Consider the following 21768-nt stretch of genomic DNA (forward strand, 5'->3'; position numbering starts at 1 on the left):
CCGGACAGCTCACCGGCCGGCATCCGACGGCTCGTACCAGAGGCTCGTCATCGGGGAGTGCGCGGTCCAGCCCAGCGAGGCGTAGAGCGCCCGGCCCTCGGGCGTTCCGACCAGGACGCCCGTCCGTGCGCCGGCCTCGTACGCGGTGCTCTGCAGCGTGCGCATCACCAGGCCGCCGAGGCCCTTGCGCCGGTGCTCGGCGGCGGTCTCGACCTGGTCGACCACGACATGGGCGCCCGCCCGGGCGATCTGTCCGCGGGCTGCGAAGTGCCCGGCGGGCGTGCGGACCAGCACCCGGCTGACGCCGCCCCGGGTCCAGCTGGTGAGCGTGTAACCGGCCGGCACCCCGGTGCGCTCCGGCGCCAGGTGGCAGGTCATCAGGAAGCCGGGACTGTCGAGCCGCCAGCCCGGCCCGACCCAGGGCAGGACCGCCTGCTCCTCGGCGAACAGCTTGAGCCACGTCCCGGGCGCGCTCGTCCCGGCGACGATCTTGCGCACGTCGCCCTCGGTGGGCTCCGGCAGCACGTGCCGGGAGACGTGCCGGGGCTGCCCGACGTCGATCGTCCATCCCCACGGCTCGTCGATCGGGTCCGAGCTGCCCCGGGAGACCGCCCAGCCGTCGATCCACATCCGCACGAGCTCACTGGTCCTGGTGTCCCTGGTGTCCGGCATCGCCGCCCGCCCCCCTGAATAGTAATAGGTCATACCGCTGAATGGACCTTACGTGACGGGCGTAGGATTTGGCCATAGGAGCAGGTCGCCCGACCGAGTCGAGCGCTGCACGAACGAGATCGAGGAGTGGTCCCCGGTGCCCCTGAACCACCTGGACGTCGGGCGGGCCGTAGCCGAGATGCTGCGGGTGCTCGGACCGCACGACGCGCAGGACTGGTCGGTGCCGGCGGGCTCGCTGGAGTGGAGCTGCCGGACCACCGCGGCCCACGTCGCGCACGACCTGCTGGCCTACGCCGGGCAGCTGGCGGGCCGCCCGGCCGACGCCTACCTGCCCTTCGACCTGACCGTCCGCGCGGACGCCTCCCCGCGGGAGGTGCTCCAGGTGGTCGCCGCCTGCGGCGGGCTGCTCGGCGCCGCGCTGGCCGTCGCGGGTCCGGACGTACGGGCCTGGCACTGGGGGCCGACCGACCCGGGCGGCTTCGCGGCGATGGGCGTCGCCGAGGTCCTCCTGCACACCCACGACATCACGCGGGGGCTGGGGGTGGAGTGGCTGCCGCCGGGGGACCTGTGCGCCGCCGTGCTGCGCCGGCTCTTCCCCGACGCCCCGGCCGGCGACCCGGCCGGGGTCCTCCTGTGGTGCACGGGCCGGGGTGAGCTGGCCGGCCGGGCCCGCCGCACCTCCTGGACGTGGCAGGCCGCCCTCCCCGGCTGACCGGGTCCCGGCCCCGGCCGGGCGAGCGAGCGCAAAGCGCGGGCAAAGCCGGCGGGCGGGGCGGGCCGGGGCGGCTCACGATGGAAGGACACCGACAGGAGTGAGCCGATGGACGTCCGACGGTACGAGCTGGCGTTCCCCGACAGTGCCGGGACCGGCCAGGACATCGTGATCGTGGACCGTACCGAGTCCCGCGGGCCCGGCGGCCACCCCGTCTACGCCGACGCCACGGGCATCGTCCGGGCCGAGATCAGCGACCGGGGCGAGGTGCGCATGCTCCCCTCGGGCGGCCACCAGGTCCCGGCCCACCCCCTGACGGCCCGCCCCCTCCCGCCCTGACCCTCGGGTGCCCGGCGCGGCCTCGGAAACCGTGCCGTCCTCGCCCGTCACGTACACGGCGGCGCCGCCGACGGCGGGGGTGGTGCGGATGTCCGCTCCCACGCTCCGGCGCCACAGCTGGGTGCCGGTACCGGCTCGCAGGGCGTAGAGGTTGCCTCCGTCGCTGCCCAGGTAGACGGTCCCGCCGACGACGGCGGGTGAGCCCGCGACCGGGCCGGCGGCCTCGAAGCGCCAGCGTTCGCTTCCCGTGTCCACGTCCAGCGCGTGCAGCCGACTCGAGGCGTCGGCGTAGAGGAACAGGTCCCCGTCGGCGGCCGGGGCGGCGGTCGGCGGTTCCAGGAGGGTGGCGGCCAGCACGATGGCGCCCGTCGCCACCTCGATCCGGTACATGTCCTTGTCTCCGCTGACGACATGGACGAACCCCTTGGTGACGGCGGGGGTGAGGCGGATCGGCCTGTCCGTCTCCTTGGACCACTTCAGCGTGCCGTCCGCCGGGTCCAGCGCGTACAGCTTGCCGTCCTCGCTGCCCGCGAGGAGCAGGCCGCCCTGGACCTTCGGCGAGGAGGCGATGTCGCCGCCGGTCTTGAACTGCCAGCGGTCCTCGCCCGTCCTGGCGTCCAGGGCGTACACGTGGTCGTCGACGCTGGTCGCGAACACCAGGCCGCCGTGGACGGCGGGCGCGCCGCGGACCGCTCCCCGGCCCGTCCGGTGCGACCAGGTCACGGACCCCTTCGCGGCATCCACCGCGTACACCTGGCCGTCCAGGCTGCCGACGTACACCGTGCCGTCGGCGAAGGCGGGCGCGCCGGGGTCCGCCCCGAGGTCGCGGGCCAGCCTGCCCACCTGCGGTCCCGCCGGCTGCGAGCCCGCCGCCCTCGGGCTGCCACCGCGGTCCGACGGTATCCAGCGGACCACGGCCACGGTGGCCGCGAGGAGCACGGCGACGGCGACCGCCAGCGGCAGGGGGCGCCGGTACCAGGAGCCCGGCCGGGCGGGCGTCCCGGCCGGCAGCGCTCCCGCCCGCGGCGGCGTACACCCGGCTGATGGGCCCGTCGCGTCCGGGGCCGGGCGGGTGCGCGGTCAACGGGCGTACGGCTGCCCGTGCTTCAGCTCGTAGGAGGCCCGCTGCCGCCACCTGGTCCCGTCGTGGACCATGAGGTCGACCGAGGTGACGCGGGCGGTCAGGGGGAGGTGGGCGGCGACGTCGGACTCGATCTCCGCGAGGAGGCTCCCGTCCTCGGACTGGGCCACCGTCAGGTGGGGCACGACGTCCTCGAACATCCCTCCGTACGGCGGGGTCTGCGGCCAGCGCGCGAAGACAGCGGCGGTGAGCTCGCGCAGGCGGGTGTCGGGTTCCGGGGCCAGGTGGAGCACCCCCGGGAAGCGGCCGCAGTGCGTGAAGCGGAGGTCGAAGGCCGGCCGGGCGCCCAGCACCTCGGCGAGGGCCGCGTGAACCTCCGGGTCCAGCAGCTCCTCGTCGAGGAACGGGAACAGGACGGTGACGTGCGCCGGGACCCCGGCACGGGCCGAGGGGTCGTAGCGCTCGCGCCAGGCCCGTACGGCCGGTTCGGCCTCCGGGATGCGGACGACGAGGCCCGTGCGGCCCGCGCGGGGTGTGCCGGGGGCTGCCTGTGCCATGTGGGGGGTGTCAGGAGGTCTGGGCGCGGGCGGCGGCCTGGCGTTGGCGCTTGCTGAGGGCGGCCATCGAGAGGTCCTCGGCCGTGGAGCGCAGCCGCTTGAAGCCGTAGCCGTGCTCCGTCAGCCAGCTCTCGGCGGCGAGTTCGGCGCGGGCCGTCGCCTCCAGGATGTCCTCCTCGGCCTCCCCGGAGTCGAGGTAGCGGAACGCGAAGGAGTTCCGGCCGCCGAGTTCGTAGGTGAGGTTGCCTTCGGTGGTGAAGGTCGCCCGCAGCATGTCGTGCTCCGGAGCTGCGGCCTCGAGTCCGGCGCGCTGTTCGGGGGTGAGGGCGTCGAAGAAGCCTCGGACGGTGACACGGAAGGTGCGGGTGCTCATCCCCGCACCGTAGGTCAGGTTCCGTGCGGTGCGCACCGGGATTTCCGGGCACGCGGGCCCCGGCGGGCGGCGGGAACCCGGCCGGGTTCCCGCCGCGAGTCCGGGCTCACGGCCCCGGCCGTCGCCCGGTGGCCTCCAGGGGGTCGAGGGCGCGACGGCGGCGGCTGATGGAGTCGGGGTCCCAGCCGGGGCGGGGGACGGATGCCAGCAGCAGCCGGGTGTAGGGGTGGCCGGGGTCCGTCAGGAGTTCCCCGACGGGGCGGTGTTCCATGGTGCGGCCCCGGTACATGACGAGGGCCTCGTCGCAGACGTAGCGGACCACCGCCAGGTCGTGGCTGACGAAGACCAGGCCGATGCCGGTGTCGCGCCGGATGTCGCACAGCAGGTTGAGGACCTGCGCCTGTACCGACACGTCGAGGGCGGACACGGCCTCGTCGAGGACGAGGACGGCCGGCTCCACGGCCAGCGCCCGGGCGATCGCGGCGCGCTGGCGCTGGCCGCCGGAGAGGTGGCGGGGCAGGGCGGCCGCCTCGCGGGCGCCGAGGCCGACCTGGGCGAGGAGTTCCCGGACCCGGTCGGCGCGGGCCGCCGGATCCTTCAGGCTGTGCAGGCGCAGCACCCCGTCGACGGTCGCGCCGATGCTGACGCGGGAGTCGAGGGAGAGGTAGGGGTCCTGAAAGACCATCTGGACGGCCTTGGCCCGGGCCAGCCGGGCCGTCCGGCCCCGGACGGACGCGGCCAGGGGGCTGCCCTGGACGAGGATCCGTCCGGCGTCGGGGCGCTCCAGGCCGATCAGCATCCGGGCGGTGGTGGTCTTCCCGGAGCCGGACTCCCCGACGATGCCGAGGGCGCCGCCGGGCGGCAGGGAGAAGGTCAGGCCGTCGACGGCGACGACCTCCGCCCCGCCGGTGCGGTACGTCTTGCGCAGACCGCTCACTTCGAGGAGCGGGGGCTTCTGGGTCACCTGGCCTCCTGGTGCGGGGTGAGGGCGGCTTCGCCGGCCCGGTGGCAGGCCACCCGGGCGGGGCCGTGCTCCCGCAGCGGCGGCGGACTCTGGTCGCATCGGCCCGGTTCGGCGAAGCGGCAGCGCGGGGCGAAGGCGCAGCCGGGGGCGGATTCGAGGAGGCCCATCGGGGCGCCGGGGATGGGGACGAGGCGCTCGGTGGGGCTGCCGTTCAGGGGCGGCGAGGAGCCGAGCAGGCCGGCGGTGTAGGGGTGCCGGGGTGCGGTGAACAGGGTGTCGACGGAGGCGGTCTCGACGATCCGGCCCGCGTACATCACGTAGATGCGGTCGCTGACGGAGGCGGCGAGTTCGATGTCGTGGGTGATGAGGAGCAGGCCGAGGCCGCGTTCGCGGCGCAGCCGGCCGAGGACGGCGAGGATCTCGGCCTGGGTGCTGACGTCGAGGGCGGTGGTGGGTTCGTCGCACAGCAGGAGGCGGGGTTCGGCGGTGAGCGCGGCCGCGATGACCACGCGCTGGAGCATTCCGCCGGACAGCTCGTGCGGGTACTGGTCCAGGTGCCGGACGGGGTCGGGGAGGCCGACGGCGGTGAGGAGTTCGGCCGCCCGGGTGCGGGCGCGGTCCTTGGACCAGCCGTGGACCAGGCGCAGGGACTCGGTGAGGAAGTCCCCGACGCGGCGTACGGGGTTGATGGCGGCGCGGGGGTCCTGGTAGATCATCGCCGCCTTGGCCGTGCGGACCTCGCGCAGTGCGGCCTGGTCGGCGCCCGCCAGGTCGGTGCCGTCGACGCTGACCCGGCCGGAGATCCGGGCGCCTTCGGGGAACAGGCCGAGTGCGGCACGGGCGGTGACCGATTTGCCGGAGCCGGATTCCCCGACGAGGGCGACGACCTCGCCGGCGCCGACGGTGAGACTGATCCCGTCGAGGACGGGGCGGGCCGTGCCGGGCAGGGTGATGCGGAGGTCTTCGTACTGGAGCAGTGTCATCGGGGGTCCCTCCCCGCGAGCCGGTCGCCGAGGTTCTCCCCGACGATGTTGAAGGCGACGACCACGAGGACCACGGCGACGGCCGGGACGATCGCGGACAGGGGCCGGCCCTGGAGGACGGCGGTCTGACCTTGGTTGATCATGGCGCCCCAGTCGGGTGTGGGCGGCTGGACGCCCAGGCCGAGGAAGGACAGGGCGGCGAGGTCGAGGAGGGCGTAGCCGAAGTTGACGGTGGACTGGGCGAGCAGGGTCGGGGCGATGTTGGGCAGGACGGCGCGTACGGTGACGAAGAACGCGGAGTGCCCCTGCACCCGGTAGGCGGCGACGTAGGGCCGGGCCTTCTCCTGGAGGGTGAGGCCGCGGACGAGCCGTGCGGTGTACGGCATGTAGGCGACGGCCATGGCCAGGACGGGGGCGGTCATCCCCTTGCCGAAGAGGGCGACGGCGAGGATGGCCAGCAGCAGCGCGGGGAAGGCGAAGACCACGTCGAGCACCCGGCCGGCGAGGGCGTCGGCCCAGCCGCCGCGCCAGGCGGTGAAGAGGCCGACGGCGACGCCGAGGACGGTGGAGAACAGCACCACTGCGAGGGGTCCGGTCAGGCTGGTGCGGGTGCCGGTGATCAGCGCGGACAGGGTGTCGTGGCCGCCCTGGTCGGTGCCGAGCCAGTGGTCGGGGCCGGGGCCCAGGAGGCTGTCGCCGAGGTTCCCGAAGGTCGGGTCCTGGGGTGAGATCCAGGGTGCGAGGAGCGCGGCCAGCACGAACAGGAGCAGCACCAGCAGGCAGATCCGCTGGAGGGGGCTGCCTCCGAGGGCCCGGAGCCGGGCGAGGCGGGGACGGCGGCCGGACCGTGCGGCGGGGGCGGCGGGGCCGGGCGCCGGGGCTTCGGCGGGGCTCTGCGCGCGGGGGTCGGTGCGGGCGTTCATCGGGCGCTCCCGTCGGCGGCCGTACGGGGGTCGATCAGGGGCTGGAGGAGGTCGACGAGGGCGTTGACCACGACGAAGGCGGCCACGACGAGCAGCACGATCGCCTGGACGACCTGGAAGTCCAGCTGGTCCACGGCCTGGACGAGCAGGGAGCCGACCCCGGACATGCCGAAGGCGGTCTCGACGATCGCGGTGCTGACGAGCATGCCCGAGACCAGGAGCGCGGAGACGGTGACGATGGGCCCCAGGGCGTTGCGCAGGACGTGGCGCCGGATGACGGTCCGCCGGGGTGTCCCCCGGCTGAGGGCGACCTCGACGTGCTCGCGGCGCAGTTCGTCGAGCATCGCCGAGCGGGTGACGCGGGTGACGAGGGCCATGAAGGTCACCGACAGGGCGATGGCCGGCAGGATCACGTGGTGCAGCCGGTCGAGGAGGCCGTCGCCGTTGCCGATGGTCGGGAACCAGCCGAGGCGGACCCCGAGCAGGGACCGCAGGAGCAGGGCGACGACGAAGGCGGGCGCGGCCGCTCCGACGGTGACCATCAGCATCAGGCTCCGGTCGGTGCGGGTGCCGCGGCGCAGGGCTCCGACGATGCCCGCGCCGACGCCGAAGACGGCGATCAGCACGGCGGCGGTGGAGACGAGGAGCAGGGAGGCGGGCAGCCGGGACCAGATGACGGCGCCGACGTCCTGGTGGAAGAGGTGGGAGCGGCCGAAGTCGCCGTGCAGGACCCCTTCGAGCCAGTGCCAGTACCGGAGGAGGAAGGGCTCGTCGAAGCCGTACTGCCGACGGATCTCGGCGAGCTGTTCGGGGCCGGGGCTGCGGCCCCGGACGAGGAAGGCGGCCGGGTCCCCGGGGGCGAGGTAGAGGGAGGAGAACACCAGGAAGGAGGTGACCAGCAGGGTCGCGGCCATCCCGGCCAGTCTGCGCAGGATCCGGCCGGCCCGGGCGAGCGCGCCCGGGCCCGCGGACTTCTTCGTCATCCCCTGGCTCCGATCTCGGCGGCCCACGGGTAGTAGAGGTAGGCGATCGAGGGCTGGACGCCGGTGATCCGCTTGCTCATGAAGACGCTGACGGGCTGGGTGTACAGGGGCAGCCAGGGCAGTTCGCGCAGGGCGATGCGCTGGGCCTCGGCGTTGGCGGCGGCGTGCCCGGCGGGGTCGTAGGTGTCGATGGCCTTGTCGACTGCGGCGTCGAAGGCGGGGTCGGACCAGCCGCCGTAGTTGCTGAACGCGCCGGTCTGCAGGGAGCCGTACATGTCCAGCGGGTCGGTGATGGAGGTGTACCAGAAGGTCAGGAAGAGGTCGATGCCCTCGCGGGCGGCGGGGTCGGTGAACAGGGCCGTGTACTTCTCGGCGGAGATGCTGTCGATCTCCGGCTTGAGACCGATGGCGGTGGCGGCCTGGGCGACGGCCTGGGTGATGATGGTGGTCTGGGAGTCCAGCGGGCTCGTCGCGATCACGATCTTCTGGCCGTTCACTCCGGCTTCGGCGGCGAGCGCCTTGGCCTTGGCCGGGTCGTACGGGTACTTCGGCAGGTCCTTCAGGAGGGCTTCGCGGCTCTCGGCGGGCGCCTCGCTCCACAGGTTGTCGGTGACGAGCGAGTCGGCGACCTCGCCGGCCCCGCCCGCGCCGGCCTTGACGATGCCCTTGCGGTCGATGGCCATGAGCAGGGCCCGGCGGACACGGGCGTCGCCGAGGGGGCCCTTGAGGTTGGCGACGACCTCGTCGGCGACGGTGGTGTTGCGGCCGAAGTAGAGGGTTCCGGCCTGGCTGGAGCCCAGTTGGGCGTAGGCGTTCGGCGGGACCATCCAGCCGCCGTCGACCTCTCCGCTCTGGAAGGCGTTGACGCGGGTCGTCGGGTCCGCGAGGAAGACGAACTTGACCTCGCCGGACTTGGCCTTGAGCTCGGGGTTCCAGTAGCCGTCGAACCGCTTGAGGGTGAGGGACTGGCCGGAGGTCCAGGAGCCGAAGGAGAAGGGGCCGGTGCAGTTCACCCCGGTCTGCGGGTTGCCGTAGTCCTTGCCGGCCTTGGCGAGGGTGGCGGCGGACTCGACGGTGCCGGGGCCTGCGGCGAGGTACTTGTTGAAGGTGGCGTCCGGCTTCGCCAGGGTGACGGTGACCTCCAGGTCCGCGGTGCGTTCGACGGAGGTCACGTTGCGGAAGGGGTAGGCCCAGACGCTGGCGGTGGCCGGGTCGAGGTTGCGGCGCAGCGAGGCGACGACGTCGTCGGCGGTGAGGGGGGTCCCGTCGTGGAAGCGGACGCCGGGGCGGATCTTGTAGACCCAGGTGGTGGGGGTGGGGTTGGTGTACGAGGCCGCGAGGTTCGGGGAGGTCGTCAGGTCCGGGTTCCAGCGGAGCAGGCTCTCGCAGACGTTGGCGAGGATCTGGTTGGGCGGGTAGTCGAAGGCGTAGGCGTAGTCGATGGTGGCGGGCTCGGCGAAGGTCGACCAGGTGAAGGAGTCGACGTCGCCGGTGGCCGCGGGGGTCCGGTCGGTGGTCCGGAAGGCGGCGGCGGAGTCCTTCTGCGGTTGGGCGGTGCCGCTGCACGCGCTCGTGGCGAGCAGTGCGAGGGCCGCGAGGCCGGCCGCGAGGGCATGCCGTAGGCGCGGGGCCCGGGGGAACCGGGTCGCTCTCGATCGGGCTGTTGGCATCGTCTGCCTCCGTGAGGGGTGAGCTGGGCGGGAGGGGGCGGGGTGCTCCGCGGGTGGTGGGGCGGCGGGTGTCCGGGGGGTACGGCCGTCAGTCCGGGGGGGTACGGCCGTCAGTCGGTCGTGGCGAAGACCAGTTCGCCGTCGACGTAGGTGCGCAGGACCCGGACGTCGGCGATCTGCTCCTGCGGCAGCTCGAAGGGGTCGCGGTCGAGGACGGCCAGGTCGGCGTGCTTGCCGGGCTCGACGGTGCCGGTGACCGCGTCGAGGTGGTTGGCCCAGGCGCTGCCGGCGGTGTAGGCGGTGAGGGCCTGGGCGAGGGTGAGGGCCTGTTCGGGGAAGAAGGGGGCCGCGGGCGGGCGGGGCCCGGAGGGGTCGGGGGTCTCGTCGGGTACCGCGCGGTTGACGGCGACGTGGATGCCCCACAGGGGGTTGGGGCTGCTCACCGACCAGTCGCTGCCGGCCACCAGGCGGGTACCGGCGCGCTGGAGATCACCGAACGGGTACTGGAGGGCGGCGCGTTCGGGGCCGAGGAAGGGGATGGTCAGCTCGTCCATCTGCGGCTCGTGGGCGGCCCACAGGGCCTGGATGTTGGCTGCCGCCCCCACCCGGGCGAAGCGTGCGATGTCGTCCGGGTGGACGATCTGGAGGTGGGCGAGGTGGTGGCGGTTGTCGTTGGCGCCGTTCGCCTCGCGGGCCGCCTCAAGGGCGTCGAGCACCTCGCGGACGGCGCGGTCCCCGAGGGCGTGGAAGTGCAGTTGGAAGCCCGAGGCGTCGAGGAGGCGTACCGCGTCGGTGAGCAGCTTCGGGTCGATGAAGCTGAGCCCGGAGTTGGCGGTGGGGCAGCCGCAGCCGTCGAGGTAGGGCTCCAGCAGGCCGGCCGTGAAGTTCTCGGCGATGCCGTCCTGCATGATCTTGACGCTGGTGGCTTCGAAGCGGCCGGCGCGCCCGGTGCGGCGGCGCTCCTCCAGTTCGGGGATCTGTTCCAGGCCGCGTTCGCGGTCCCACCACAGGGCGCCGACGACGCGGGCCCGCAGGGAGCCTTCGCGGGCGGCCCTCAGGTAGACGCCGAAATTGTCGGGGTTGCCGGGGAAGGCGCCGATCATGGCGTCCTGCCAGCTGGTCACGCCGAGGGAGAAGAGGTGCTCCTGCGCGGCGAGCAGTCCGGCGAGCGCCTCGTCCTCGGTGGCGATGGGGACGTGCCGGGCGACGAGTTCGACGGCCCCCTCCTGGAGGGTGCCGGCCGGGGTGCCGTCGGCCTCGCGCTCGATCCGGCCGTCGACCGGGTCGGGGGTGGTGGCGTCCACCTCGGCGAGGCGCAGGGCGAGGGTGTTGACCCAGGCCCCGTGTCCGTCGCGGTTGGTGAGCAGGACGGGCCGGTCCGGGACGACCGCGTCGAGCATGGCCCGGGTGGGGGTGCCGCCGGGGAAGACGTCCATGGACCAGCCGCCGCCGCGGATCCAGCCCGTGTCGGGGTGTTCCTCGGCGTAGGCGGTGACGACGGCGAGGTAGCCGTCGACGGTGTGCTCGGCACTGAGGTCGCAGCCCAGCATCTGGACGCCGGCGACCACGGGGTGGACGTGGGCGTCCTGGAAGCCGGGGACCAGCAGGCCGCCCGCGAGGTCGACGATCTCGGTGGCGGCGTCCGCGAGTTCGCGTACGGCGCTCTCCTCGGCGACGGCGAGGATGCGCCCTCCCCCGACGGCGACGGCGGCCCGGACGGGGGCCTCGGCCGTCCCCGTGAACACCTTCCCCCCGACGAAGAGGGTGTCGGCCCGCTGTCCGGTCCGCTGCATGTTCTCGGCCATCGACGCTTCCTCCGGCTCGGCGGGCAGACCCGCACGGCGTGTTCGTTGAGGAGGAGTGAACGGGAGCGCAACATTGTTGTCAACGGTGTTGCGCTCACGGTGTTCCACATCGTTACACTGGGCCGCACCATGCCGAAGTCACCCGACACACCCACCCGGTCCAAGCGCGCCGGCAGCCAGCTCACGCCCGACGCGATCATCGAAGCGAGCCTGCGCATCGCGGCGCGCGGCAGCGAGGACGCGTTCACCGTGCGCCGCCTCGGCGAGGAGCTGGGAGCCGATCCGACCGCGATCTACCGGCACTTCCGCGACAAGGACGAGCTCCTGCTGTCGGTGGCCGACCGCACCCTCGGCGAGGTCCTCGACAGCATCCCCGAGGGCCTCGACTGGAAGGACCGGCTGCGCGCCCTCGCCGCCGGCTCGCTGGAGGTGGCGCTCAAGTACCCGGTGGTCGGCTCGACCATGGCCAGCCGCACCACGCGCCGGCCCAACGAGTTCCGCGTCGTCGAGCTCATCCTCGGCGCCGTCCGCGAGGCCGGCCTCGACGGGGCCGAGGCCGCCGTCCACTACCGGATGGTCGGGGACTCCCTCCTCGCCTACGTCGGCCAGCGCGCCGCCTACCTGCTGTTCGCCCCGGACGTCCGGGCGGCCGACGAGGCCTCCTGGAGCCGCGAGTACCGCCTCCTCGACACCGGGGACTTCCCGCACATCACCCACCTGGGCGCCGAGCTCGCCGAGGTCACCGAGGAGGAGATCTTCGAGCTGCGGGTCGAGGCCCTGATCACCGCGATCGAGACCCGGGCCCGCGCCGGGGGTCGTCGATAGCCTGCACCGCATGGACGAACTGAACGGTGTGGAGATCATCGCCTTCGCGGACGGCGAGGCCTTCGAAGGCTGGCTGGCCCGCCACCACGCGCGCCCCGAGGGGGTGTGGGTCAAGCTCGCGAAGAAGGGCTCGGGCATCCCGAGCGTCACCGCCGACGAGCTGGTCGACATCGGGCTCTGCTACGGCTGGATCTCCGGGCAGCGCCGGTCCCACGACGAGCGGCACTACCTCCAGAAGTACGTGCCGCGCCGCCCCAGGAGCCTGTGGTCGCAGGTCAACGTCGAGAAGGTCGCGGAGCTGACGGCGGCGGGGCGGATGCGCGAGCCCGGTCTCGCGGAGGTGCGCAGGGCCCGGGCGGACGGCCGCTGGGACGCGGCGTACGCCTCCCACCGGGCGGCGACGGTACCGGAGGAGCTGGCTGCGGCACTGGCCGCCGACCCGCGTGCCCACCGGGCCTTCGAGGCGCTGGACCGGACCGGGCGCTACCAGCTGCTCCTGCCGCTGCTCCAGGCCCGTACCCCCGAGGCCCGCCGGACCCGTCTCGACAAGGCCCTCGCTGCGCTGCGGGAAGCCGCCGGGGAGGGGGAAGAGGGGTGAAGACGTTTCCATCATGACAGGTCAGGGGCCGTTTTCGTAGGACGGACAGCACAGTTGTGAAACCTTGTCCAGGGGGGTGCCCGGATCCCAGAATCTCCGTCATGAACTCATCCGGACACGTAGATCATGACGCGGTGCTGCGGGCACGGACGACTCTCCTCGGCTCGGGCGAGCTGACCCTCTGCCAGAAGATCGAGGCCTACCGGGTGCTGGCGGACGTGAGCCCCCTGACCTACCGGCCGAAGCTGACGTACGCGCTGGTCCTGCGAGGCTTCGCGGCGGAGTTCCGCGACCGGCCCGACGTACGGCTGGCGCTGTTCGCCGAGGCGGTGGCCGTCGCTCGGGGCATCGGCGCACAGGAACCGAAGGGGACCCAACTGCTGGGCGAGGCCCTGTACTTCTACCAGCGCGAGCTGTTCGACGCCGACCGCCCAGCCGAAGGACAGGCGACGCGCGAGGAGTTGACCGAGGTCGGCTTGCGCGGCTTCGAGCGGGGACAGGAGCCGTACCGGGGGCTGGCCACCGTGCTGGCCGAGGAGGGCCGGCACCGGGAGGCGGCCCTGGTCCTGGAGGAGGCCGCGCGGGAGACCTCGTCCTCCTGGAGCGCCATCGAGCGGGCGGCGGCCCTGGACGCCGCCGGACTGCGGGACCAGGCCCTCGAAGCCTTCGCGGAAGTCGTCGGGACGGGCCGCCGGGCGCTGGCTGACGACGGGACGCCGCTGGCCTCCGTGGCCATGAAGCTGCTCCAGCACTCCCGGATGCTGGACGCCGCGGGCCGCGGTGGTGAGGCCGGCGCCGCCCGGGCGGAGGCCCTCGGCCTGCTCGCGGAACTGGCCCGGAGCGGCGAGCGCCGGGGCTGGGGCAGCTCCGTCCCGCTGTGGGCGGTGCTGTTCGCGCTGTCAGGCCGGGTGCTGGAGCCGGCGGCAGCCCCGGGCGCGCCCGCCCCGGCCTTCGGCACGGAGTCGGGCGCCTGGTCGCGGCACGTACGACGCGCCTACCTCGAGGCGGTACCCGCCCTCGAAGCGAGGGCCGGGAGCCTCGGCCCCGCCGAACGGGTCACCGTCCACCGCCGGCTGACGATCCGCAAGACGCTCCTGCACGGGAGCCACCACCTCCTGCCGCCGCCGGAGCTGCGGCCGCTGTTCGACGAGGGCGTCGCGCTCGCCCGTCGCCTCGGCGACGAACCCGGCCGGGGCGGCGGGAAGCTGGCGACGGCCCTGACGGACCGCTGCCTGTACCTCCTCACCGCCCGGCACTACGCCGAGGCCCACGCGGACCTGCTGGAGGCCGCCGCCCTGCCGGTCGGCTGATCAGCGGCGCAGGCCCGCCAGCTTGTCCGGGTTGATCTGGAAGCGGATGTTGCGCAGCAGTCCGCCCTCCAGGTCGTAGGTGACCGACGCGATCGGGATGTCGCCCGCCAGGGCGAGGAGGCCGAGTTCGCCGTTGATGACGGCGGGGGTCATCCTGACGTCGGTCATCGCGGGCTTCTTGACGATGCCCACCAGCCAGCGGCCGACGTGGTCGGGGCCGTACAGCGGGCGGATCGCGGCGCTGACCTTGCCTCCGCCGTCGGACCAGGCCGTGACGTCGGGGGCCAGCAGCTCCAGGACGGCGTTCAGGTCGCCGCCGGCGCAGGCCTTCATGAAGCGGGCCGTGACCTGTTCCCGCTGCGCGGCGTCGCTGTCGTAGAGCGTCCGGCGGTCCTGTACGTGGCGGCGCGCGCGGTGCGAGATCTGCCGGACCGTCGGCTCCGGCCGGTCCAGGACGTCGGCGATCTCGGCGTGCGAGTAGCCGAACACCTCACGCAGGACGAACACGGCTCGCTCCACGGGCGTGAGGGTCTCCAGGACCACCAGCATCGCGGTCGAGACGCTCTCGGCGAGCTCCTGCTCCTGCGCCGCGTCGGGCGCGGTGAGCAGGGGCTCGGGGAGCCAGGGGCCGACGTACTCCTCCCTGGTGGCGCGGGCGGAGGTGAGGCGGTTCAGGGACAGGTTCGTCACCGTGCGCACGAGGTACGCCTTCGGATGGCGCACCTCGGACCGGTCGGCCTTGTGCCACGTCAGCCAGGCGTCCTGGACGATGTCCTCGGCGTCGGTGACGGAGCCCAGCATCCGGTAGGCGGTGGCGAACAGGAGCCTGCGGTGCTCGTGGAACGGGTCCGTCCCGGTTTCTTTCGTGATCACTGGCCGATTCTGGCTCCCGGGGACCACGACGGGCAAGGCAATCGGCCACGGCGGGGCGGCGGGCCCGCCCCCGCGCCCGGCCGGAAAGCGCCGGCGCAGACGGTCCCGGTGCGGCCCCGGGGCGGCTGCGGTGCGGTGGCCGAGTCCGGCCGGACCGGGCCCGGGTGTCCGCGTGGAGCGGTGCCGGATTCCCTTCCAGCGGCCGGTCCCACCCATGACATCGAGTCAATTGCCTGGATACCGGCTGGAGTTGTGCCCACATGTCGAAAAACCTCCGATGTGCCCCGATCGCCCGGCGGCCTAGCGTGGCGTTCGTTCGCCCGTACCACGGAACGAACCAGCTCAAGCCGTCCCACAACCTCGGGAGTTCTCATGGCAGACATCGACGCGAGCACCACCTTCGAGGCCCACGACCTGGACCTCGGCGGCATCACCGTCACGACGATGCGTGACACGGCGGGCGTCTCGGCCTTCGCGGCCAACACGTCCACCTCCGGCTGCGGCTTCCCCACCGCCTGTTCCTGCGCGTGCAGCACCCAGCCGCCGCAGCCCGGCGTCGCCGGGGTCTGACGCACCCGCGCCCGTTCCGGCGCCCCGCCCGGGGCGCCGGAACGGACCACCCCGCCCCTTCCCCCCTCCCTCCCCTTTCCCTTGCCTCCGAAAGGACCGGGACGCCATGACGCCCCCCGTGCCCGCCGTACGCAGCGCCCCGTACGCGCTGGTGCGCTCGACGGTGCTCAGCCACCCCGCGCAGTCGACCGACGCGGCCGTCTTCCGCGCCGAGCTGGAGCGGCTGACGGAACTGGAGGGCGCCCTGGCCGACCTCGTCCCCCGGCTGACGGACGGCCTGTACGCGAGCCGGGACGGCCATCCCGCGCCGTTCCACCGGGACGTGGTGCTGCCCCTGCGCCGGGCCCTGCACAACGGGCGCGAACCCCGGCCCGCGCTCCTCGACCACCTCGGGGACCTGCCCGACCGGCTGCCGGAGCTCCGTAGCTGGCTGGACCTGCGGCGCCGGCTGCACTGCCAGCGCGCCAGGGTCGCCGGGGCACTGCCCGACGCGCTGGCGGCGGAACGCCAGGCCCTCGCCGTCCAGTGCCGCGAACCCGCGTTCGCGCTCGCCGTCTCCTGTACGAGCGCCGACCTGCTGGCCGCCGTGGAGCGGGCGGGCACCGGGGCGACCGGCCGCCGGACGCGGAAGGAAGAGCCCGGGGTCCTGCGGCACGCCGTGCGCGCGAGTACCCGTACCAGCCCCCTGTCCTGGTTCACGGCCGTCGGCTGGGGTCCGCTGCCCGCCCGGCCCGCCGCCCCGGGAGCGGCGGCGGCGCCGTGGGGCGAGGCGGACCTGCTGCCCGACCCCGGCAGCCGGGTCAGGACCAGCCGGACCCTGGTGGCCGCCCTCTGCGACGCCCTGCTGGCCGATCCGCGCCGGCGGGCCCGGCTCCCGCACCGGATGGCGAGCCCCGCCCGGGCGTCCGGGGAGCGCGCCGTCTTCGCCCGTACGCACACCGTCTCCTCGGTCGGCCGCTTCGTCGTCACCGAGGAGGACGAGGTCGAGGTCGCGGCGAGCGGCCCGCTGGAGCGCGTGGCCGCCCTGTGCCGGACGCCCGCGACACCGGACCGGCTGGCCACCGCGCTGGCCGGGCCCGAGGACCGGGCCGCCGCCCGCGCGTACCTGGAGCAGCTCGCCACGGCGGGGCTGCTCGTCCCCGTCCCGCCCGTCGGCCCGCACGAGCCCGAGCCGCTGGCCCGGCTGGCCGACTGGCTGCGCGCCGGGGCCGACGAGCACCACCCCGAGGACGCGGCGCTGGCCGCCTCGGTCGACGAGATAGCCGACGCCACGGGGAAGTTCGCCTCCGCCGACCCGCGCGAACGGGCGGCGCTGCTCGCGCTGCTGCGCGGGCGCTGGACGGCCCTGCTGAGCGCGGCCGGCCGGCCGCTGCCCGAGGGCGGCCCGGTGCCCGCCCCGCTGGCGGAGGACGTGGTGGCCGCCCGGCCCGTGGCTGCGGAGCGCCTCCTCGGCGGCGAGGACCACGAGGCCCTGCACGAAATCGGCGCCCTGGCCGAGGTGTTCGACTTCGCCCATGTGATGCGACGGGCCCTGCGCGACCGGTTCGTCGCCCGCTACGGCCCGGGCGGCGTCTGCCGTCCCGTCTGGGAGTTCGCCGCCGAGACCCTCGCCGCCTGGGAGGACACCGCCCGGACCGCCTCCCTCACCCCCGGCGACGACCTGACCGCCCTGCCCAGCGGGGCCGCCGAACTCGTCCGGCTGCGGGCCGCGTTCACCGCCGAGGTACTCGCCCGTACCGCCTCCGGCCAGGACCCGGACGCCGATGTGGTGCTGCCGCCGACGCTGGTCGCGGACTTCGGCAGGCGGCTGCCGCACTGGGCGGCGAGGCGTCCGCTGTCGTACGCGCACTTCCTCCAACAGGACGCCCCCAGCGGACTGTTGTGCCTCAACCACGTCTACGGGGGCTGGGGCCGGATCGGGAGCCGCTTCCTGGACCTCCTCGGCCCCGGGGCCGCCGAGACCGTCGCGCGGGAGGTCGACCGCCACCGGGAACCCGGGGCGAGGGCGGCGCAGTTCCGCCCGGTGCGCGGCTTCAACGCCAACCTGCAACCGCTGTTCATGCCGGACGAGATCGTCGCGGAGGAGTTCGGTCCGGAGGAGTCAGGTACTGCGGACACCGGCGACATCGGCGGCGACGGCGGGGCCGGCCGCGACCGCCGGCCGATCGGCGAGGCCGACGTGGAACTCGTCCACGACGAGGCCACCGACCAGGTCCGGCTGCGCCTGCGGGACACCGGCGAGCTGCTGGACGTCTTCTACCCGGGGCTGCTCGTCCCCACCCTCCTCACCACCCGCAGCGCTCCCCTGGTCCACGACCACCCGGAGGGGGTCACCTCCTTCGCCTCACTGGTGCCCCAGCACGTCACCGAGGTCCCGGGCGGGCCGCTGGTGCGCACCCCCCGGCTGCGGTACCGGCACATCGTCCTGCGCCGGCGCCGCTGGCGGCTGGCCGGCGGCACGGTGGCGGCCCTGCGCACCGCGCTGGCCGCCGACGGCGAGGTCCCCTTCGAGGCGGCGGCCCGCTGGCGGGTCCTGCTCGGCGTCCCGGACCAGCTGTTCCTGCACCCGCTCCCGGTCCCCGGCTGGGACGGCACCGGGACGGCCGAGGTGTCGGTGAACGAACCCACGCGCCCCAAGCCGCAGTTCGTGGACCTCGGCAACCCCCTGCACCTGCGCTGCCTCGACAAGTGGCTCTCCCGCCACCCGGACGGCGCGGTGCTGGAGGAGGCCCTGCCCGCACCCGGCGGCCGGCCGCGGCCTGCGCGCGCCGTCGAACTCGTCGTGGAGACCTACCGGCCGGGGAGCAGCTCATGACCACCGCACCCGCCACCACCGCCGCACCCGACGCCCTGGATTCCTTGGGGAGTTGGCGACTGCGTCCCGGTGTCACCGCCAGCGCGCTCGCCCAGGGCCTGCACGTGCGCGGCTGGAGCTCGGCCGTCAGCATGGAGGGCAGCCCGGCGCTGCCCGCGCTGTGGCGGATGGTGGAGGAGGCCCTGCGGGCCGACGGGGCGGCGGACCTCGCCGCCCGCGCCCCGGCGGGCACCCCGCTCCGGGCGGCGCTGTGCACGCTGATCGGCCAACTCCACACGCAGGGAATGCTGGTCGGGGCCTCGACCGCGCCCGCCGACGGCCCGGCCGCCGAGTGGCTGGCCACGGTCGCCGCGCGTCCCGCCGAGGCGGCGGCCGCCCTCGCCGCCACCCGCGTGGAGGTCCGTACGGCGGACCGGGACGACCCCCTGGCCCCTGCGGCTCTACGGGCCCTCGCGCGCGCCGGGGTCACCGCCACCCTGGCCGGGTCCCGCGAGCCGGCCGGGAGCGGGGTGCTGCTCACGGCGGCCCGCCCCGACGGCACCGAGCTGGCGGTCGCAGCCCTGGCCCGCCCCGGCGGTGCGTTCGTCACCCCGGTCGGCAGTCCGGCAGGGGCCGGGGCCGACGCGGCGGCGCTGCGCGCACGGCTCGGGAGAGACGGCCTCGACGGGCCCCGCGCGGCGGAAGCGCCCTCCGGGCCCGCACTGACCGCCCTGGTCGCGGGCGGCGCCGTGCAGCGGCTGCTGTGCGCGGTGGCGGGACTGCCCGACCCGGATTCCGAGGACACGGCGGAGGAAGCCGGGGCGGGGGCCTCGCCGCGGCTGCGCACCGCCCTCGTCGCCGCCGAGGACCCGCCGCACGCCGCCTACCACCCCTGGCTCGGGGGCCCGCCCGCCCCGCAGCCGCCGCCCGGCACGCTCGCCGAGGCGCTGGCCGGGGTGGAGGCGCTGGGCGACGAGCACCTCGGGCCGCTGCCGGCGCCCGGGACGGGGTCGCTGCCCCAGCTGCCGGTGGCGCTGGTGGAGTGCGCGGCGCCGGGCGGCGGGCGGTTGACGGCCGGCGGGGCCCGGGCCGACCTGGCCCGGCTCGACGCCCTGTGCCGCGCGGCGGAGCTGCGGCTCGGCGCGGGCCGCTCCGGCGTGGTGGTGGGGGCCGGGCCCGGCCACGCGCTGGGGCGGGCGCTGCGCCGCGCCGCGCTGGCGCGGCCGCTGCCGGTGGGCGCGGCCGCGCCCTGGAACCCGTACGGCGCCGGGCACGCGCAGGCCCGCCACTGGTGGACCGCCCTGACCGGGCGCCTCGGCGTGCGGGCGGAGCTGACCCTGACCCCGCTCGACACGGCCGAAGCGGCCTTCCGCGCCGAGGTGCGCGGGGGTCGGGACGGGCGGCTGCTCGGGCAGGCGGTGGAGGCCACGGCGGGGGACGCGGCGGCCTTCGCGACGCTGGCCGCACTGGCCCGCGTACAGGCAGGGACCCCAGACCCGACGGACCGTCACTTCACATCGGCAGGCGGGGAGTTGTGTGCACTGGCCGTCGCCGGGATCGCCGCGGCGCCCTGGGAGGACGAGAACTGGTCCGCCGGCTGGTGGGCCCGGGTGGCCGGGCGTGAGGCGGCCCTGCAGGACTCCCTGCGACGGCTGACCGGCCTGTCCGCCCGGCCGTGGGCGCCGGACGGGCCCGACACCCGCGCGGTCCTGACGGCGCTGCGCGCATGCGGGTTCACGGCCCTCGAAACCGGCGCCCCCGCGACCGACGCCCCCGACACGGAAGGAGAGTCACGGTGACCCCCGCGACCGCCACCGGCACCCCCCTCACCGAGGCCCTCGCAGAGCTCGGACTGCCCGTCCTCGACGCCCGGGGCGCGCTCGGCGCCACGGCGGGCCGGGCCGTGGTCGTCCTGGACGACTGGGACCTGGAGACCGCCGCCGCCCTGTCGCGGCACGCGCTCGCCCACCCCGTCACCCTGGTGCCGGTGCGCGCCGACGGCGCTCTCACGGTGGTCGGCCCCGTACTCCGGCCGGGCGCGGTGGGCTGCGTCTCCTGCACGGAGTACCGCCGGCTCGCCACCATCGGGGGCCGTGTCCCCTGGCACAGTCCGGGCCTGCGACTGGCCGGCCGCCCCTCCCCCGCGCTGGCGGACGCCGTGGCCGCGCTGGCGGCCGAGCTGCTGGCGCTGCCCGCTCCCGCCCCGGGCGAGGGCGCGGCCGTACGGATCGTGCACAGCGGCCGGGCCACCTGGTCCGGCCACACCTTCCGGCCGGTCGGCGGCTGTCCGGTGTGCCTGCCGCTGCCCGAGGACGAGGCCGGGGCGGCCCGCCCGGACCGCGCACCGCGTCCACTGCCGGACCCGGCGGTGCTGCGCGGCCCCAACGACCGTACGAGCACGGCCGGTCTGCGGGCGGAACTGTTCGACGAGCGGTTCGGCCCGGTCCACCGGGTGGTGCGCACCGAGGACTCGGCGCTCAGCCTCACGAGCGCGTACGTCACGCTGGGCCGGGACCTGCGCGACGGCGGCTACGGCCGGTCGGCCGACTTCGACAGCAGCGAGCGGGTGGCCCTGTTCGAGGGGGTCGAGCGGCTCTCCGGGATGAGCCCACAGGGCCGCCGCAGCGTACTGCGGTCCTCCTACGCCGAGTTGGGGCCCGGGCGGGCCGTGGACCCGGAGCGGCTCGGGCTGCCCGACCCCGCCCACCACGGCCATCCCGCCTCGCCGACGGTCCCCTACGCCCCGGATCTGGAACTCGACTGGGTGCACGGCTGGTCCCTGACCCGCGACCGGCCGACGGCCGTGCCCGAGCACGTCGCGTACTGGGACCCGAGCCCGGGCAGGCCGCGCGTGGTCTACGAGACCTCCAGCGGCTGCGGTCTGGGCAACAGCCCCGAAGAGGCCGCGCTGTACGGGCTGTTCGAGGTAGCCGAGCGCGACGCGTTCCTGATGGCCTGGTACGCGAGGACCCCGCTGCGCCGGATCGCGCTGCCCGCCGACGACCCCGAAGTGCTGCACCTGGCCGACCGGGCGGCCCTGGCCGGCTACCGGCTCACCCTGCTCGACGCCACGAACGACTTCGGTGTCCCGGCGGTGGTCGCCGTCGCCCACCACGGTGACGTCCGCTCGGCGGCGCCGCAGGTGTTCCTGGCGGCCGGGGCCCATCACGATCCGCGTGCGGCGATCCGTTCGGCCGTGGTGGAGACGGTGACGAACGTCTTCAACGCCGCCCAGCGGCTGCGGGCGGAGCCGGCCGTCCACGACCCGGCCCGGCTGCGCCCGATGCTGGAGCGGCCGGAGCTGGTCGTCTCCCTCGCCGACCACACCGCCCTGTACGCCCTCGCGGAGGCCCGGCCCCGGCTGGACTTCCTGCTGGACGGCGACGACCGCCCGCTGCCCTGGCGCCAGGTGTGGCCCGGTGCGCCGGAGCCCGTCACGGACCTGGCCGCGCTGCTGGACTCGACGGTGCGGCGGCTGGCGGGGGCGGGCCTGGAGGTGGTGGTGGTCGGGCAGGACGAGGCCGGGGTCCGCGAACGCCTCGGGCTGTACACGGCGAAGGCGGTGGTGCCGGGCGCGCTGCCGATGACCTTCGGGCACGTCAACCGCCGCACGCGGGGCCTGTCCCGGCTGCTGGAGGTCCCGTACCGGCTGGGCCGCGCGGCCGGGCCGCTGCGTCACGACGAACTCGCCCTGCACCCGCACCCCTTCCCGTGACAGCCCGCACACCCGGCGATC

At 75.1% G+C, this 21768-nt stretch carries 19 protein-coding genes and 1 pseudogene; 9 read left to right on the forward strand and 11 right to left on the reverse strand.

Going from position 1 to position 21768, the window contains the following annotated elements:
* Positions 1–9: 9 nt before the first annotated feature.
* On the reverse strand, positions 10–672 hold the full coding sequence (locus OOK31_RS01555) for a GNAT family N-acetyltransferase (RefSeq protein WP_267010477.1): 663 nt from the start codon (positions 670–672) through the stop codon (positions 10–12).
* 136 nt (positions 673–808) lie between these two features.
* Between OOK31_RS01555 and OOK31_RS01560 the strand changes: the two genes are divergently transcribed.
* Both OOK31_RS01560 and OOK31_RS01565 read left to right on the forward strand, forming a co-directional pair.
* The gene (locus OOK31_RS01560) at positions 809–1384 is read left to right on the forward strand and encodes a maleylpyruvate isomerase N-terminal domain-containing protein (RefSeq protein ID WP_267010478.1); all 576 of its coding nucleotides are present in this window, start codon (positions 809–811) and stop codon (positions 1382–1384) included.
* A 108-nt stretch (positions 1385–1492) separates the two neighbouring features.
* On the forward strand, positions 1493–1723 hold the full coding sequence (locus tag OOK31_RS01565) for a DUF6296 family protein (RefSeq protein WP_267011796.1): 231 nt from the start codon (positions 1493–1495) through the stop codon (positions 1721–1723).
* A gap of 33 nt (positions 1724–1756) precedes the next feature.
* Here the strand turns inward: OOK31_RS01565 and OOK31_RS01570 are convergent.
* The 9 genes and pseudogenes from OOK31_RS01570 to OOK31_RS01610 form a co-directional block, all read right to left on the reverse strand.
* Positions 1757–2662: pseudogene (locus tag OOK31_RS01570) on the reverse strand (PQQ-binding-like beta-propeller repeat protein); the annotation flags it as partial.
* A 141-nt stretch (positions 2663–2803) separates the two neighbouring features.
* On the reverse strand, positions 2804–3361 hold the full coding sequence (locus tag OOK31_RS01575; protein WP_267010479.1) for a 2'-5' RNA ligase family protein: 558 nt from the start codon (positions 3359–3361) through the stop codon (positions 2804–2806).
* Between the two features lie 10 nt (positions 3362–3371).
* Positions 3372–3734, reverse strand: coding sequence for a DUF6204 family protein (locus tag OOK31_RS01580; protein ID WP_267010480.1), 363 nt, complete (start codon positions 3732–3734; stop codon positions 3372–3374).
* 106 nt (positions 3735–3840) lie between these two features.
* Positions 3841–4698 carry an ATP-binding cassette domain-containing protein gene (locus OOK31_RS01585; protein ID WP_267010481.1) on the reverse strand — a complete coding sequence of 286 codons (858 nt, stop codon included), beginning with the start codon at positions 4696–4698 and terminating at the stop codon, positions 3841–3843.
* Positions 4695–5681 (reverse strand): ABC transporter ATP-binding protein, encoded by a 987-nt coding sequence (locus tag OOK31_RS01590; RefSeq protein ID WP_267010482.1) that lies wholly within the window; start codon positions 5679–5681, stop codon positions 4695–4697. Before OOK31_RS01590 ends, OOK31_RS01585 begins: the two co-directional genes overlap by 4 nt.
* Positions 5678–6604 carry an ABC transporter permease gene (locus tag OOK31_RS01595; RefSeq protein ID WP_267010483.1) on the reverse strand — a complete coding sequence of 309 codons (927 nt, stop codon included), beginning with the start codon at positions 6602–6604 and terminating at the stop codon, positions 5678–5680. The genes OOK31_RS01590 and OOK31_RS01595 overlap by 4 nt, the downstream gene beginning before the upstream one ends.
* Positions 6601–7587, reverse strand: coding sequence for an ABC transporter permease (locus tag OOK31_RS01600; protein WP_267010484.1), 987 nt, complete (start codon positions 7585–7587; stop codon positions 6601–6603). The genes OOK31_RS01595 and OOK31_RS01600 overlap by 4 nt, the downstream gene beginning before the upstream one ends.
* Positions 7584–9257, reverse strand: coding sequence for an ABC transporter substrate-binding protein (locus tag OOK31_RS01605; protein ID WP_267010485.1), 1674 nt, complete (start codon positions 9255–9257; stop codon positions 7584–7586). The genes OOK31_RS01600 and OOK31_RS01605 overlap by 4 nt, the downstream gene beginning before the upstream one ends.
* Before the next feature lie 110 nt (positions 9258–9367).
* On the reverse strand, positions 9368–11062 hold the full coding sequence (locus OOK31_RS01610; RefSeq protein WP_267010486.1) for an amidohydrolase: 1695 nt from the start codon (positions 11060–11062) through the stop codon (positions 9368–9370).
* Between the two features lie 129 nt (positions 11063–11191).
* Between OOK31_RS01610 and OOK31_RS01615 the strand changes: the two genes are divergently transcribed.
* The 3 genes from OOK31_RS01615 (at position 11192) to OOK31_RS01625 (ending at position 13795) form a co-directional block, all read left to right on the forward strand.
* Positions 11192–11887 carry a TetR/AcrR family transcriptional regulator gene (locus OOK31_RS01615; protein ID WP_267010487.1) on the forward strand — a complete coding sequence of 232 codons (696 nt, stop codon included), beginning with the start codon at positions 11192–11194 and terminating at the stop codon, positions 11885–11887.
* A gap of 10 nt (positions 11888–11897) precedes the next feature.
* Positions 11898–12485 (forward strand): YdeI family protein, encoded by a 588-nt coding sequence (locus OOK31_RS01620; RefSeq protein ID WP_267010488.1) that lies wholly within the window; start codon positions 11898–11900, stop codon positions 12483–12485.
* 101 nt (positions 12486–12586) lie between these two features.
* Complete coding sequence (locus tag OOK31_RS01625; protein ID WP_267010489.1) at positions 12587–13795, forward strand: hypothetical protein; 1209 nt, start codon at positions 12587–12589, stop codon at positions 13793–13795.
* Here OOK31_RS01625 and OOK31_RS01630 read toward each other — a convergent pair whose 3' ends face one another.
* Complete coding sequence (locus OOK31_RS01630) at positions 13796–14668, reverse strand: RNA polymerase sigma-70 factor (RefSeq protein ID WP_267010490.1); 873 nt, start codon at positions 14666–14668, stop codon at positions 13796–13798. It abuts the gene before it with no gap.
* A gap of 372 nt (positions 14669–15040) precedes the next feature.
* On the opposite strand from OOK31_RS01630, the gene OOK31_RS01635 reads away from it, so the two are divergent.
* From OOK31_RS01635 to OOK31_RS01650, 4 genes are all read left to right on the forward strand, one after another.
* A complete protein-coding gene (locus OOK31_RS01635; protein WP_267010491.1) occupies positions 15041–15238 on the forward strand; it encodes a thiazolylpeptide-type bacteriocin in 198 nt (65 codons plus the stop codon).
* A 106-nt stretch (positions 15239–15344) separates the two neighbouring features.
* The gene (locus OOK31_RS01640; protein ID WP_267010492.1) at positions 15345–18053 is read left to right on the forward strand and encodes a lantibiotic dehydratase; all 2709 of its coding nucleotides are present in this window, start codon (positions 15345–15347) and stop codon (positions 18051–18053) included.
* Positions 18050–19831 carry a hypothetical protein gene (locus tag OOK31_RS01645; RefSeq protein WP_267010493.1) on the forward strand — a complete coding sequence of 594 codons (1782 nt, stop codon included), beginning with the start codon at positions 18050–18052 and terminating at the stop codon, positions 19829–19831. The genes OOK31_RS01640 and OOK31_RS01645 overlap by 4 nt, the downstream gene beginning before the upstream one ends.
* The gene (locus OOK31_RS01650) at positions 19828–21747 is read left to right on the forward strand and encodes a TOMM precursor leader peptide-binding protein (protein ID WP_267010494.1); all 1920 of its coding nucleotides are present in this window, start codon (positions 19828–19830) and stop codon (positions 21745–21747) included. The genes OOK31_RS01645 and OOK31_RS01650 overlap by 4 nt, the downstream gene beginning before the upstream one ends.
* Positions 21748–21768 lie beyond the last annotated feature (21 nt).

The organism is Streptomyces sp. NBC_00249, assembly GCF_026342355.1.
Classification (GTDB): Bacteria; Actinomycetota; Actinomycetes; order Streptomycetales; family Streptomycetaceae; genus Streptomyces.

What these genes read in the sequence shown, in the direction of transcription:
- OOK31_RS01600 (WP_267010484.1), bottom strand. Translation starts at nt 7,587, where the DNA reads ATGACGAAGAAGTCCGCGGGCCCGGGCGCGCTCGCCCGGGCCGGCCGG.
- OOK31_RS01635 (WP_267010491.1), top strand. Translation starts at nt 15,041, where the DNA reads ATGGCAGACATCGACGCGAGCACCACCTTCGAGGCCCACGACCTGGAC.
- OOK31_RS01645 (WP_267010493.1), top strand. Translation starts at nt 18,050, where the DNA reads ATGACCACCGCACCCGCCACCACCGCCGCACCCGACGCCCTGGATTCC.
- OOK31_RS01620 (WP_267010488.1), top strand. Translation starts at nt 11,898, where the DNA reads ATGGACGAACTGAACGGTGTGGAGATCATCGCCTTCGCGGACGGCGAG.
- OOK31_RS01610 (WP_267010486.1), bottom strand. Translation starts at nt 11,062, where the DNA reads ATGGCCGAGAACATGCAGCGGACCGGACAGCGGGCCGACACCCTCTTC.
- OOK31_RS01575 (WP_267010479.1), bottom strand. Translation starts at nt 3,361, where the DNA reads ATGGCACAGGCAGCCCCCGGCACACCCCGCGCGGGCCGCACGGGCCTC.
- OOK31_RS01605 (WP_267010485.1), bottom strand. Translation starts at nt 9,257, where the DNA reads ATGCCAACAGCCCGATCGAGAGCGACCCGGTTCCCCCGGGCCCCGCGC.
- OOK31_RS01555 (WP_267010477.1), bottom strand. Translation starts at nt 672, where the DNA reads ATGCCGGACACCAGGGACACCAGGACCAGTGAGCTCGTGCGGATGTGG.
- OOK31_RS01625 (WP_267010489.1), top strand. Translation starts at nt 12,587, where the DNA reads ATGAACTCATCCGGACACGTAGATCATGACGCGGTGCTGCGGGCACGG.
- OOK31_RS01595 (WP_267010483.1), bottom strand. Translation starts at nt 6,604, where the DNA reads ATGAACGCCCGCACCGACCCCCGCGCGCAGAGCCCCGCCGAAGCCCCG.
- OOK31_RS01615 (WP_267010487.1), top strand. Translation starts at nt 11,192, where the DNA reads ATGCCGAAGTCACCCGACACACCCACCCGGTCCAAGCGCGCCGGCAGC.
- OOK31_RS01580 (WP_267010480.1), bottom strand. Translation starts at nt 3,734, where the DNA reads ATGAGCACCCGCACCTTCCGTGTCACCGTCCGAGGCTTCTTCGACGCC.
- OOK31_RS01590 (WP_267010482.1), bottom strand. Translation starts at nt 5,681, where the DNA reads ATGACACTGCTCCAGTACGAAGACCTCCGCATCACCCTGCCCGGCACG.
- OOK31_RS01640 (WP_267010492.1), top strand. Translation starts at nt 15,345, where the DNA reads ATGACGCCCCCCGTGCCCGCCGTACGCAGCGCCCCGTACGCGCTGGTG.
- OOK31_RS01565 (WP_267011796.1), top strand. Translation starts at nt 1,493, where the DNA reads ATGGACGTCCGACGGTACGAGCTGGCGTTCCCCGACAGTGCCGGGACC.